The sequence below is a fragment of the Catenibacterium sp. genome (assembly GCF_052354645.1).
GTDB classification, from domain to species: Bacteria; Bacillota_I; Bacilli_A; order Erysipelotrichales; family Coprobacillaceae; genus Catenibacterium; species Catenibacterium mitsuoka_A.
In genome coordinates this window covers 1-13,352 of sequence record NZ_DAWDDM010000026.1, presented here as the reverse complement: position 1 = coordinate 13,352, position 13,352 = coordinate 1, and the positions used below count along the sequence as shown (strand labels likewise).

At 33.1% G+C, this 13,352-nt stretch carries 13 protein-coding genes; 1 reads left to right on the top strand and 12 read right to left on the bottom strand.

What is annotated here, in order from left to right; genetic code table 11:
* Positions 1-157: 157 nt before the first annotated feature.
* The 11 genes from ACT8VG_RS02250 to ACT8VG_RS02200 all read right to left on the bottom strand — a co-directional run bounded on the left by ACT8VG_RS02250 (position 158) and on the right by ACT8VG_RS02200 (position 9,921).
* Positions 158-1,234 carry a CapA family protein gene (locus ACT8VG_RS02250; protein WP_444195107.1) on the bottom strand — a complete coding sequence of 359 codons (1,077 nt, stop codon included), beginning with the start codon at positions 1,232-1,234 and terminating at the stop codon, positions 158-160.
* 3 nt (positions 1,235-1,237) lie between these two features.
* Complete coding sequence (locus ACT8VG_RS02245; RefSeq protein WP_040390041.1) at positions 1,238-1,726, bottom strand: dUTP diphosphatase; 489 nt, start codon at positions 1,724-1,726, stop codon at positions 1,238-1,240.
* A 54-nt stretch (positions 1,727-1,780) separates the two neighbouring features.
* On the bottom strand, positions 1,781-2,308 hold the full coding sequence (locus tag ACT8VG_RS02240; protein WP_432269808.1) for a hypothetical protein: 528 nt from the start codon (positions 2,306-2,308) through the stop codon (positions 1,781-1,783).
* A 104-nt stretch (positions 2,309-2,412) separates the two neighbouring features.
* Positions 2,413-3,288, bottom strand: coding sequence for an Ltp family lipoprotein (locus tag ACT8VG_RS02235; protein ID WP_444195106.1), 876 nt, complete (start codon positions 3,286-3,288; stop codon positions 2,413-2,415).
* 129 nt (positions 3,289-3,417) lie between these two features.
* Entirely contained in the window at positions 3,418-5,100 is a 1,683-nt protein-coding gene (locus ACT8VG_RS02230) for a sensor histidine kinase (RefSeq protein ID WP_238928263.1), read from the bottom strand.
* Positions 5,100-5,777 carry a response regulator transcription factor gene (locus ACT8VG_RS02225; protein ID WP_117458522.1) on the bottom strand — a complete coding sequence of 226 codons (678 nt, stop codon included), beginning with the start codon at positions 5,775-5,777 and terminating at the stop codon, positions 5,100-5,102. The genes ACT8VG_RS02230 and ACT8VG_RS02225 overlap by 1 nt, the downstream gene beginning before the upstream one ends.
* Before the next feature lie 14 nt (positions 5,778-5,791).
* Positions 5,792-6,448, bottom strand: coding sequence for a phosphate signaling complex protein PhoU (gene phoU, locus ACT8VG_RS02220; protein WP_444195105.1), 657 nt, complete (start codon positions 6,446-6,448; stop codon positions 5,792-5,794).
* 46 nt (positions 6,449-6,494) lie between these two features.
* A complete protein-coding gene (gene pstB / locus ACT8VG_RS02215) occupies positions 6,495-7,247 on the bottom strand; it encodes a phosphate ABC transporter ATP-binding protein PstB (RefSeq protein ID WP_187012738.1) in 753 nt (250 codons plus the stop codon).
* Positions 7,248-7,261: 14 nt separating this feature from the next.
* Positions 7,262-8,185: a phosphate ABC transporter permease PstA gene (gene pstA / locus ACT8VG_RS02210; protein WP_202985951.1), complete on the bottom strand. Its 924-nt coding sequence runs from the start codon at positions 8,183-8,185 to the stop codon at positions 7,262-7,264.
* Positions 8,178-9,095: a phosphate ABC transporter permease subunit PstC gene (pstC, locus tag ACT8VG_RS02205; protein WP_117458525.1), complete on the bottom strand. Its 918-nt coding sequence runs from the start codon at positions 9,093-9,095 to the stop codon at positions 8,178-8,180. Before pstC ends, pstA begins: the two co-directional genes overlap by 8 nt.
* Positions 9,085-9,921, bottom strand: a complete 837-nt coding sequence (locus ACT8VG_RS02200) for a phosphate ABC transporter substrate-binding protein (RefSeq protein WP_432269807.1) — start codon at positions 9,919-9,921, stop codon at positions 9,085-9,087. Before ACT8VG_RS02200 ends, pstC begins: the two co-directional genes overlap by 11 nt.
* 195 nt (positions 9,922-10,116) lie before the next feature.
* Here ACT8VG_RS02200 and ACT8VG_RS02195 point away from each other — a divergent pair, with 195 nt between their 5' ends.
* Positions 10,117-10,998 (top strand): YitT family protein, encoded by an 882-nt coding sequence (locus ACT8VG_RS02195; protein ID WP_187012736.1) that lies wholly within the window; start codon positions 10,117-10,119, stop codon positions 10,996-10,998.
* A gap of 834 nt (positions 10,999-11,832) precedes the next feature.
* Here the strand turns inward: ACT8VG_RS02195 and ACT8VG_RS02190 are convergent.
* A complete protein-coding gene (locus ACT8VG_RS02190; protein ID WP_187012735.1) occupies positions 11,833-13,233 on the bottom strand; it encodes a PTS sugar transporter subunit IIC in 1,401 nt (466 codons plus the stop codon).
* Positions 13,234-13,352: the final 119 nt, after the last annotated feature.

The window sequence follows — 13,352 nt, the reverse complement described above, 5'->3', positions numbered from 1 at the left end:
TCATTTATTATTACTTCAATTCTGAAATCACCATCTAGTATATCTTTCTTATATATATAATTATGCCCCTGCTTCTTAAATCCATAATCAATGAGTTTATTCTCATCACAATGATAACGTCTATAATCCTTCATCATATACTTCTCCAAAGAATGCCTTACATATCAATTTTGATATTCTTTACTTTCTGTTTCACTTCTTCTTTCATATGAGGAATAGTCAGATTAGGAAAACCATGTTTCTCTACTAACTTATTTGTATAATCCTTTAAACGATAAACAGAAAAATCATGTCTTTCTTTTTTGCCCGTTAAAGTATAGTAATTCACAAGTGGTGTAAAGACCACGTTCTTAATTTTCTTTTTTTCTATATCAAAAGAAAGCATACCTTCTAATTGACATGATTCTTCCAACATGCCACTTACAAAATTGCCTAAACTATAAGCAACTAATGTACGCTTACCATCCGCTCTTCGAATATATTCTACATCCTGTAGTGTATGTGTATGTGTTCCAATAATCACATCTGCACCTGCATCTGCAAGTTGCTTAGCCATATTCTTCTGGAATGTATTAGGATGATAATCATACTCAATACCCCAATAGCAGGATACTATCACAATATCCGCATTCTCTCTTGCTTTCTTCATATTCTCCATCATAGTGGATTCCTGAAAATTAATCATATAAGGTAACTGTTTCTGATAAGTCACACCATTCACATATTGATTAAAAGATAGAAATGCAATTTTAATACCATTCTTTTCTACTATCTTAATATTCTGTTTCTCTTCCTCATTCTCATACAGTCCTAAATAAGTCATCTGAGGATGTTTATTAAATACCTGGATAGAATGTAGTATGCCAGATGCCCCTTGATCATATGCATGATTGGTAGCACCATTCACTATATTAAATCCTACCTTTTCTAAATCATCTGCCACACTATCAGGTGCATTAAAGAGGGGATAACCCGATGGTGTTCCTCCTCCTAATATCGTTTCCTGATTCACAAAACTATAGTCTGCCTGAATATACTTCTTAATATTCTTATAATAGCCTGTAAAGTCATAACCATTAGAAGTCTTGGCTTCATCAAGCATACATTGATGATAGAGATTATCCCCTACAGCTAGAAAAGAAACACTTGGTGTCTCTTTCTTTACTTCTTCTTTAGGAGGTGTACTACATCCTGAAAGAAGTAACATAACTGCAAGAAGAAGTTTATATTTCATGAATTATTTAGTCGTTGATCCAAATCCACCATTACGTGTTTCAGTAGCATCATCATCTTCAGTAATACCATATGTCATGAAGATTCCCTGGGCAATACCCTGGCCAGCCTGAACATCAACTACTTTTCCTTCATTTGAATCATTTGTCATCTTAATAAAGATATGACCTTCATTATCTGAATAGAAATAATCACTATCAATAACACCTACAGTATTATTTAACTGTAGACGATATTTAAATCCCAAACCACTTCTAGGATAAATCATTAATACCCATCTTTCATTCATTTCACAGCGGATTCCTGTAGGAATCTTTACTGTTTCTCCAGGTTCTAGATGTATATCAATAGGTGTATAAAAATCATATCCTGCAGATCCTTTAGTTGCACGACGTGGAAGCTTAATCGCATCATAGATGTCCTTTACATCTTCCTTTTCCATTCCCATTTGAAACTGTTCATAAGATACTTTATAAAATTTAGCGCTATTCATTCTATTCTCCTTTCGCTCATATTTATATTATACACAAAAAGTCTAGATTTTCCTCTAGACTTCATTATCAAAACGATATTTAAATTCTTTATAAATTCTTGCAGTCTTTTTATCAGTTATTATAGCATTGTAATAGTGATCATCCTTAGTCACTTGAATATTTAAAGACACTTTACGTTTATCTGTAAAACTAAAAGAAGATATCTCTACCTGAGGACTACTCAAATCACTCTCCAAAACCGAAATAGTAAAAAAGTAATTCATATACTGCTTCCCATATACTTTAGAACTACCATGATAACAACGCATGAGTCTATTATTCTTCTTAATCGTATAAGAAACATCTAAATGTTTATTAAAGACATAAGAGTCAATCTCTTTATATTCCTTCTTATGAAGATTCTTATTCATCTCTTTAAAGAAAGTAGTCTTATAGTCTCTATCCATACATGTAACAGAGATATCTTCACCATTTAATAATCCTGAATAGAACGTCCTTACTTCTTGGCCTATATAATTTGAATTGGCACGTGTTGAACATCCACTTGTCAACAAAAGTGCGATTAACCAGAGTATCTTCATGCTTTATCACCTGTAAGCATTATACATATTTATTATGGAATAACTGTGTATTTTCAAAAAATGAAGCACTTATTTGTGCTTCATTCATACTTTTATTAAAAGAGTTACTGTGGTAGGTGATCAACTGCATATTGTGCTTCTTCAGCAGTGAATTTTTCTCCATAGCTTGAAGTTAACTGTTCATAGATAGCTGAACGAGACATATTCATACTTGTCTGATAATCCTTAGCTTTTTCTAATGCATTTGCCTTATAATCAGCTACTAAATGATCCACTGCATACTGTGCTGATTCTGCAGGAAAACCTTCTCCATAAGATGAAGTCAACTGATCATAGATAGCCGCCTTAGACATATGCATCATTGACGAATAAGATTCTGCTTTCGCAAGTGCATTCTTATCTTCCATAGTAGGTTCTTTACCCTTTGAATAGTGAACAGTGACAGTACTTCCCTTTTCTAATTTAGTACCTGCTGCTGGTGACTGACTGATAAATCCACCCTCTGCCACACTATCAGAGAAATCTTCTTCTTTACTTAACTGGAATCCATTTTGATCACACCAAGCCTGTGCATCTGTTTGACTCAAATCAACAACTTCTACTTTCTCTACTTTCTTTTTCTTCTTAACTTCTTTTGTAGTAGATACTTCAGGTGAAGATTCAATTGGTTCTGGATCACTGATACTACCTGCATATCCGAATATAAAGAAACCTGCAAGAATCATACAAAGTGCTTTTTTCTTAGGCTGTTTTTTAAACAAGCAATATACAAAATAGCCAATCCCCACTAAAAAAGCGACAAAGCCAAGCATCATGAATGCATCCACTGATACACAGCGAATCACAAACAATACAAAGAAAACAAGTGAAGCCAACAATGTCTTTTTCGCCTTATCATTTGGTTCATTGTTTTTCTTTGATTTAATGAAATACACAATGCCTAGTACAAGTAAAACTAAGAATAATAGAAATAAAATCATATCAACATCCCCTTCCTTGGATATATATATTGTAGTACTATCCATCAAAAGATGTATTGAGTAAGCGCTGGAGAACGCCTATTAATAGGTGTCTAGAAAAAATAATTAAAAAAGCTGTACGATGACAGCTTATGATTTGTTAGGAAGAGTAATCGTAATACAAGTACCCTCTCCTAATTGACTATGTAATTTCACTGTTCCTTTATTATAAGAAACAATATGCTTAACGATAGCAAGACCTAAACCTGTACCACCTTTGATTCTACTACGTCCCTTATCAACACGGTAGAATCTTTCAAATACACGGCCTTGGTCTGCAAGAGGTATACCAATACCTGTATCCTTGACTTCAATGATCATGTTATCTTTCTTACTATAAATATGAACATATACATGACCATCTTCTTTGTTGTACTTAATAGCGTTACTTACAAGATTAGAAATCAATGTTTCTATTTGAGATCCATTTCCAATATAAGTAATAGGTTCTACATCTGTATGAAGCTCTACATTATATTTCAATAATAAACCTTCATAATCTTCTGATATATCCTTCATTAATGCCTGCATTTTTACAGGAACCTTTTCTACAATGAGATCATCACTATCTAATCTAGATAACATCAAGATATCATTAATCAAAGAAGACATATTAGTCACTTCTGTTTGAATCTTAGAAAGCATCATCTTCTTCTGATTTTCATCATTGATGAATCCTTGTGATAATAATTCACTATAACCTCTAATAGCTGTAATAGGTGTTTTTAATTCATGAGATACACTAGAGAAGAATTCTTCTCTCATCTTCTGTGAGTTCTTCATTACAGTAATATCCACAAAGAAGAGTGCTGTACCAAATGGAAGGCGGGAGATTGCACATTGGTAATCAAAATCATGAATCTTTAATTCTATGCGCTGTTTCTTAGGTGCGCTATTTAACGCATTTATAAGATTAGGATAAGTAATATGATCTATTAAGTTATCCTTTTCTTTTAAAGGTCCTAGAATCTTTATAGCACTATCATTGACACTTAAGATCATGCCATTCTCATCAAGTAAGATAAAGCCTTCCTCCATCTTTCTTAATATCGCATTGATCTTATCTTGTTCAAATCTTGTTTCTCTCATAGATTTTCTTAATCGATGAGAAAGATTTTCTATTGTATCAATAATAGGTGTGAATTCTTCATAATCTGTTGTTGGAAGTTCAAAACGATAGTCTTCTGTCATGTTATTAAGAGACTCACTGATTTCTGTCAAAGGCTTTGTGACTCTCTTAGAGAGTTTACGTGCAACTATGTATGAAAATAATATACTGATCAGTATAGAAATTGAAAATGCAGGAGCAAGTTCAGGGAAATAACCCCATACACCTGAATAAGGGATGGACAATCTTATAATATGGTTATCTTTATAATATGCTGCATAGAGAAGTGGCTGATTGGTTGTCTCAGAACGTCTCATTGCATACCCTTCATGATTTGAAGAATGAAGTGCCTGTTGCACTTCTTCTCTTTTCAAATGATTAGAAGAGATGTCTTTCTTATATGTATCTGCAAGAACTTTACCTTTTTCATCTATAACAGATATTCTTGTATCATCAGAGAAAGCAAGTGGATTAAGTGTTTCTATCTGTGTATTGAGATCCTTAGAGTAGTCTAGATTATATTCTATAAGTTTTACAGAATACATCATTTCTCTTTCAGAATCCTCTTTCATTGAACCAGAAATAATAAATATACTCGTTGCACTACAGATACATAGAGATACTAATAAAAGTGAGATAAAATATCTCAATATAGATTGTCTCATTATTGACCATCCTCAATAAAACGATAACCTACACTTCTGATTGTCTTAATATAATGATGTCCATCATCACCTAGTTTAGATCTTAAAGAACGAATATGAACATCTAAGGCTCTTGATTCGCCTACAAAATCATAACCCCAGATATTATTTAAAAGTTCTTCTCTTTCTACAACACGTTCTTTATTTTCTACTAAATAGAGTAATAACTGATACTCTTTATGAGTTAATTCAAGTTTTTCACCCTGCTTTAAAATAATATGCTTAGATTTATCAATTTCTAAAGATGTTGTCTTAATAACCTTTGAATGATGCTGGCTTCTTCTAAGTAATGAGCGAACACGTGCAGCAAGTTCCAGCACTCCAAATGGTTTCGTCATATAATCATCACAGCCTGAATCTAAACCTCTTACCTTATCTATTTCACGATCCTTTGCAGAAAGAATTAAGATAGGTAAAGTTGTATTAGTCTTTCTAATCTGTTTAATGGCTGAAATACCATCTAATTCTGGTAACATGACATCAAATATCGCAAGATCAGGCGTATCTTCATGAATAGCTACAATTGCATCTATCGCATTATTAAAGAGGGTAATTTGATACCCACTTGATTCAAGAGATAACTTGATAATTTCCTGAATATTCTCATCGTCTTCTATTACATATATACGTTCGCTCATTGGTTATATCCCCCTTAAATAATACGCTGCTGGTTGATAGATCCTGTTTCCATGAAATCTAACCATTCACAGATATTAGATGCATGATCACCAATTCTTTCAAGATATTTCGCAATCATGAAGTAATCTAAACAATCATCTGCATTTTCACTATTTTCTTTCATAATCTGGATGATTTCATTCTTAATATCTAAGAATAATGCATCAATATCATCATCCATTCTAGAAATGTTATGGGCTTTATCTACATCACCTTCTACAAAGGCTTCAATAGACTTATGCACCATTTCTTTTGCAGTCTTTAACATTTCTGGAATATGTTCTACTGTTCTATAAATATGATTACCAGATAAATCCAAGATAATTTCACAAATATCAGAACACTGATCACCAATTCTTTCTAGATCAGTCACAATCTTTAATGCAGTAGTTACAATACGTAAATCTCTTGCCACTGGCTGCTGTCTTAACATTAACTTAAAACAAATAGATTCAATAGAACGTTCCATATCATTGATCATACGATCATTTTCCATAACTTCTTTCGCAAGCTTAGTGTTCTTGTTTTTAAATGCAGCAATAGTATTTTCTAACGCATTTTCTACAAGACCACTCATCTTTTGAAGATCTACATTAAGCGTATCTAATTCTCTATCAAAACGACTTCTCATAATATTTACCCCTTCATTATAATATATTGATTTAGATTATGAAATATTAACCGAATCTACCAGTGATATAATCTTCTGTTCTCTTATCTTGAGGGAATGAGAAAATCTTTTCTGTATCACCAGTTTCGATAATTTCACCCTGTAAGAAGAATGCTGTATTGTCTGCAATACGTGAAGCCTGCTGCATGTTATGAGTTACAATCACAATTGTATAATCTTTCTTAAGATCCATTAACAAGTCTTCAATCTTAGATGTAGAAATTGGGTCTAATGCACTTGTAGGTTCATCTAATAAGATAACATCTGGGTTAACAGCTAAACATCTCGCAATACATAATCTCTGCTGCTGACCACCAGATAAACCTAATGCACTCGTATCTAGACGATCTGCAATTTCATCATATAAAGCAGCCTGCTTTAATGATCTAATCACAATCTTTTCTAATTCAGCATGATTCTTAATACCATGAATTCTAGGTCCATAGGCAATGTTATCAAAGATACTCATTGGGAATGGGTTAGGCTGCTGGAATACCATACCTACTTTCTTTCTCAATAAAGTTGTATCTACTCTAGGATCAAAGATGTCTTCACCATCTAGTGTCACCTGACCAGTAATCTTTACCCCTTTTACATAATCCTGCATACGGTTTAATGTTTTAAGGAATGTAGATTTACCACATCCAGAAGGACCGATGAACGCTGTGATCTTATGTTCTGGGATCTCTAGACTTGTATCCTTTAAGGCATGCTTTTCACCATACCATAAGTTTAAATTCTTAATTTCCATTTTATTCATATATATTTACCTCATTATTTTGCTTTTTCTACATTAAACTTACTTGATAGCCATTTAGCGATAAAGTTCATAATTAATACAAGAATAATCAAAATCATCGCAATCACAAAGGCTTGTCCATATTCTGCGTTACTCATTGCCATATATAATTGGATAGTAAGTGTTCCACCACTTTCCATTAAGTGAGTGAAGAATCCTCTTGGCATAAAGTAACCACTACCTGCTGTAAATAATAAGGCAGCTGATTCAGCCACAATACGTCCCATCCCAAGAATCACACCAGTTAAGATACCAGGCATTGCACTTGGAAGGATTACAGTACGTATCATATACCACTTAGTTGAACCAATACCTAATGCAGCTTCACGATATGAAGAAGGAACTGATTCTAAGGCAACCTGAGTGTTTCTAATAATAATTGGTAAAATAAGAATAGTTAGTGTGAAACAGCCATTTATGACTGAATAACCAAGTCCTAACATTTCACCAAAGAAAATCATACCAAACAATCCAAAAATAATAGATGGAATACCTGATAATACTTCTGTTGTAAATGAGACAGCAGCAACGAACTTCTTATTCTTTGCATATTCATTTAAGTAAATGGCAGCACCAATACCAATTGGGCAGGCAAATAATAATGTACCTACGACAATATAAAGAGTATTGATGATGTTACCTAATAAACCTTCAGGGTTTAATAACTGACTCATTGGTTCAATTAAATTCTTGAAATGGAAATGTGGAATGGCTTTAGAGAATACATAACCAATAATGACAAGAATTAAGATACTAGAGAAACCAGCACATAGGTAAATAAGTCCACGTAGTATAGTGTCTCCAATTCTTTTCTTTTTATGATATAACGTTCTATCCACAGCGTTCACTTCCTTTAATGGGGACGTAGCTGATACTTCTTTAGAATCTGCTTTATCCATTTTCTTCACCCTTCTTTAGAATCTTCATTAAAACAATATTGATTACCATAATGAAGATGAATAATACTAAACCGATTGTAAATAATACTTGTCTATGTACACCACTTGAGTAGGACATTTCAGATACGATTGCTGTTGTTAAGAAACGTACTGAATTGAATGGTGCTGGTAAATTAACTGCATTTCCAGCAACAAGTAAGATAGCCATTGCTTCACCAATAGCACGTCCAACACCTAATACAATGGCACTCATGATTCCATTCTTAGCAGCTGGAATAACTACTTTAAAGATTGTCTGAATCTTAGTTGAACCAAGTGCATAAGAACTTAATCTCAAATGATTTGGAACAGTTTCTAGAGCTGTTTCTGATACATTGATTAATGTTGGTAAAATCATGATCACTAATACAATAATTGCGGCAATGAGGTTTGCCCCACCAGTAAACTGATGTGAATGAGACGTATGATAGAAAAACTTTTCTAACTTATACATCTGTGGGTTGATGATCAAGATACCAAGTAACCCATAAACAACTGATGGAATACCAGCTAATAATTCAATAGCTGCTTTCATAATCTTCTTTGGGGTACCAGTGACCATTTCACTTAATGCGGCTGCGGTAAATAAACCAACAGGTATTGCGATTAAGACTGCAAGTAAAGTACCAACAATAGAAGTTAAGATAATATAAAGAATACCGAACTTTCCTTGAGAAGGAACCCATTCTGTTTTAAATAAGATATTTCCGATACCAACCTTAGCAAGTGCAGGTGTGCCACTATAGATCATGTAGGCAGTAATAGCGACGACTGCAACTATTGAAAAAGCAGCACACACACTAACGATTAATGCGGCTGCCTTTTCTGATGCTTGTCTACTTTTATTGGTACCGACAATGCTATTTAGCACTGATTAGACCTACTTTTTTAATGATAGCCTGCCCTTCATCACTATCAATGTAATCGAATAATGCCTGAACTAATTTAGACTGTTTTTCAATTTTACCTTTAGTAGCCATTACGAATGGTCTCTGTAAACCATATTTACCAGCTTTGATGTTCTTAACTGTACAATCAACACCGTCTAACTGTAATGTGTTGATTGATTTATCAACAGCATCTAGTGATACATAACCAATAGCACCTTCAATAGAAGCACATTTAGCAACAACTGCACCAGTATTATCTAATTCCTGTGCATATTTACATTTATCTTTTACTTCTAATAATTCTTCGAAAGCACCTCTCGTACCAGAAGCAGCTTCTCTACCAATAACAACGATCTTTTCGTCTTTACCACCAAGTTCTTTCCAGTTAGTGATTTCACCAGTATAGATCTTAGTTAACTGTTCTTTAGTTACATTCTTAACAGTATTATCTTTGTTAACTGCAACTGCGATACCATCAATAGCAACGATATTCTCTTCAAGACCCTGGCTCTTTTCTTCATCAGTTAATGCTCTTGAAGAATCACCGATATCAGCCTTACCACTTAATACTGAAGAAATACCAGCAGATGAACCGGTGAACTGAGATTCAACTGTAACGTTAGGGTTCTTTTCTTTGAAAGATTCGCCTAAGGCAGTTACAAATTTTTCCATTGATGTAGAACCATCAAGTGAGATCTTTCCTGATAAATCTCCTGAACCAGCATTTGAAGAATCTTTAGATCCCCCACAACCAGCAAGTGAGAATGCAAGTACACATGTAAGTACAAGCGTTAATATTTTTTTCATATTTACTTTTTTCCTCCCGTCGTCTTAAGACACCTACATCATAAATTTTTCTCCTTAACAAAAAAATCATATTTGTGTATGTATTATCTTAAGATTATGTAAATGTGTTTTTTCACTTTTTACATAATTACGGTTCTTTTGTTGTATAAACAATAGTACAATTTGGTCGAAATTTCGGAGGTGAATGTTAAATTTATGTTATATGAAAAGGAAATACAACAAAAAAGATCAATAAAAGCCCTCAAATCATTCGCATGCGTTATTCTTGCATCATGTTTAATGGCCTTTAATATTAAGACATTTGTACGTGCTGGTGAATTAGTCCCTGGTGGTATTACTGGTATGACTCTATTAATACAGAGAATAATGTTAAAGTATGCTAACATTACTGTTCCTTATTCTGTGCTTAATATTTCATTAAATGCGATACCAGCTGTTATTGGTTTTAAACTTATTTCAAAACGTTTTACTGGTTATAGTGTATTGATGATTGTTTTAAACTCATTCTTAGTTGATTTGATTCCTTCTTATAAGGTGACAACTGATCCATTATTAATTGCTTTATTTGGTGGTTTATTAAATGGTTTGGCTATTTCTATTGCTTTATATGGTAAAGCAAGTTCTGGTGGAACAGACTTTATTGCAGTCTATATTCATCGTAAGTGGAATATTTCTTCTTGGAATATCATTCTAGGTTTTAATATTATTCTATTATTAACTTCTGGAATGTTATTTGGATTTGAAGCATCTCTTTATTCTATTGTCTTCCAGTTCGTATCTACTCAGGCAATAGATACTTTCCACAAATCAGATCAGCAGATGACATTATTCATCATATCTAATAAAGCAGACGAATTAGAAAGAGAACTATTAGTTAAGACACATCATGGTATGACTCGTTTTACTGGTGAAGGATCTCATACACACGAAGATCGTGTTATGCTTTATACAGTTGTCAGTGCTGCAGAAGTAAATGATGTTTATGAAATTATTAAAAGTATTGATAAGCAGGCTTTTGTTAATATAGTCAAAACAAATGCTGTTAAAGGAAGGTTCTATCAGGAACCTATTGATTAACCTGGATTTATTCCAGGTTTTTTAATGCAAAAAAATAAGTAGGTCTCCCTACTTATTAATACATTGAGATATCAGATCGTGAACAATGTTTTCTTTGCCTGCAACTAAATTTTTGATTAGATGTCCACGATAATCACATAGTATACCGCCAGCTTCTTCTAATATAACTTCCTCTCTGTGCACAAATATAGCACCTTATATAATAAGTATGGTTATCATCGAGTGAAGAGTATATTAATAATTGGTAAAAAAAGAATCCTCCATAAGGAGGATCATGCACTACATAAATATTCTTTTGGCTTGATATGGATGAAATATGAATGCAGTGGCTGTTTTTCAATCAATGCCCTAATGATTAAAAGGATCAGCGTTCCTAGGAAAATCAAAGTTATAATGAGTTAAAAGTATGAGGGTTTCATTAATTACTCACTTTATATCCATGTTCAATAAGGGATTTAATTATTAGCATACTCTTACGAGCAGTGATCATTCTTATCCTCGCACCCGAATAAGAATGTACAGGAGATGCAGATATATCTGCACAAGATCATGAGGTCCCTACACCCCACGATATGTATAACTAGATTTTCCTATCTTAAGACCTTAATCTTAAGATGATAATATATTATCATCTTATCGGTATTTTATCAATGATAATAATAAAAAAATGTCATGAGCTGGACGTCTCATGACGATTTAGGAAGCAAAAATTTATTTTCTTTTTGCATCTTTATAATAATCTAACAAAATGATTAAACAAGTATTCTTAAGGATATTGTATAGTTGTTACAAAAAAAGCAAATTTATATGCATAAATCCACTCTTTTTGTAACTTTAATAGATATATTCTTCTTTCTTCTGTTTTCTCTCATATATATAAATAAATGGCGCATACACAAGTACTGAAATAAATATACATATGAGATGTGATATTGCCCCATAGATACTTCCTCCAGTAACTAGGAAGCCCATTAAAATAGGTGGCATAACCCAAGGTACCTCCATGATCACATGTGGACAAAATCCTATTTGAATAAGGAAATATCCCACTGTAAGACAGATAAGTGGTGCAAGAATAAATGGAATATCTAATAGAGGATTAAGCACAATAGGCATACCAAAGATGACTGTTTCGTTGATATTCGCTAAACTTGGGAATAAAGAAATATTCGCTATTAGACGATTATCATGTCTTTGAGAAAAAATAAGTATATATATTACAACCCCTAATGTACATCCTGAGCCGCCAACTTCTCCAAACATCTGAAACATCGTTGAATTGAATACATATGGTATATCTTTTCCTCTTAACCCCGCATTAAATGCTGCCATATTAATATAGAGTAATGGTCTATACAAAGATTCAACGATAGGCAACATAAGATTCTTCCCATGGAATCCAACAGTCCAAAACAATAAGATAATAAAATACAAAACAAGAACCGCAATTAAATTATCCCCTGCCATCAGCTGTAACGGAAGCTGTATAAGATTATATATATTTGTATTAAGTGTATGACCTGTGCTTAGGATACAAAGATAAGAGATAGAACTCATAATTAAGCATGTCAAGAACGTAGGAACAATATTCATAAATGATAATACCTGATTGGTAGAAACCTGACTAGGAAGCTTAATTAAGAGACAATCGCAGTTTCTTAATAAATGATAAAGTTCTGTCGCAATTATAGCGACAAACATTGCAGTAAAGAGTCCTGATAAAGATGTATAAATTGAACCTATTCCCTGCGCAGTAAAATCTTTCAAAGTGATTCCTATATAATTTGGAATATGGACAAAAGCAGATAGTTTTGTATGTACAATAGCACCACTATCTGTGTGTAATAGCAGATTGATATGTAAACCATCTATTGTATGTGGTGTGACAATCAACCAGCATATAAAACTGACAATCACAGGATAAATATCATAATCCCCATTCGCCTTAGCAATTTCACTAGATAATAATAATACAATTATGATAGAGATACATGAAATAGCTGCATAATTCAATGCTTCAAAGATTGGATTAAAAATTTTCAAATCCATAATAAGTGGAAAAATAGTACCTAATCCCCCATGATCATTAACTAATACATTTGTCCAAAGCATTCCAACAGCACCTGTAAGAGATATTGGCATATAATTCTGGAATGCATTTTTAATCGCATTTAAGTATTTATTCTGAGTACATCTCATAGCCACCCAGGATAAAACATCTACTAATTTATTCATCCCATCACTTCCTTCGCACTCCCATATTACATTTTTCAAAAGAAAAAGTCCATCACTAGATGGACTCAGATTGTTGACAAATTAGATGAAAATATCAATTGGGTTATCCCAAATTGGTA

Excerpts from the sequence above, each read along its gene's own strand:
- ACT8VG_RS02195 (WP_187012736.1), top strand. The coding sequence starts at position 10,117 with ATGTTATATGAAAAGGAAATACAACAAAAAAGATCAATAAAAGCCCTC.
- pstB (WP_187012738.1), bottom strand. The coding sequence starts at position 7,247 with ATGAATAAAATGGAAATTAAGAATTTAAACTTATGGTATGGTGAAAAG.
- ACT8VG_RS02200 (WP_432269807.1), bottom strand. The coding sequence starts at position 9,921 with ATGAAAAAAATATTAACGCTTGTACTTACATGTGTACTTGCATTCTCA.
- phoU (WP_444195105.1), bottom strand. The coding sequence starts at position 6,448 with ATGAGAAGTCGTTTTGATAGAGAATTAGATACGCTTAATGTAGATCTT.
- ACT8VG_RS02240 (WP_432269808.1), bottom strand. The coding sequence starts at position 2,308 with ATGAAGATACTCTGGTTAATCGCACTTTTGTTGACAAGTGGATGTTCA.
- ACT8VG_RS02250 (WP_444195107.1), bottom strand. The coding sequence starts at position 1,234 with ATGAAATATAAACTTCTTCTTGCAGTTATGTTACTTCTTTCAGGATGT.
- ACT8VG_RS02230 (WP_238928263.1), bottom strand. The coding sequence starts at position 5,100 with ATGAGACAATCTATATTGAGATATTTTATCTCACTTTTATTAGTATCT.
- ACT8VG_RS02235 (WP_444195106.1), bottom strand. The coding sequence starts at position 3,288 with ATGATTTTATTTCTATTATTCTTAGTTTTACTTGTACTAGGCATTGTG.
- pstA (WP_202985951.1), bottom strand. The coding sequence starts at position 8,185 with ATGGATAAAGCAGATTCTAAAGAAGTATCAGCTACGTCCCCATTAAAG.
- ACT8VG_RS02190 (WP_187012735.1), bottom strand. The coding sequence starts at position 13,233 with ATGAATAAATTAGTAGATGTTTTATCCTGGGTGGCTATGAGATGTACT.
- ACT8VG_RS02245 (WP_040390041.1), bottom strand. The coding sequence starts at position 1,726 with ATGAATAGCGCTAAATTTTATAAAGTATCTTATGAACAGTTTCAAATG.
- ACT8VG_RS02225 (WP_117458522.1), bottom strand. The coding sequence starts at position 5,777 with ATGAGCGAACGTATATATGTAATAGAAGACGATGAGAATATTCAGGAA.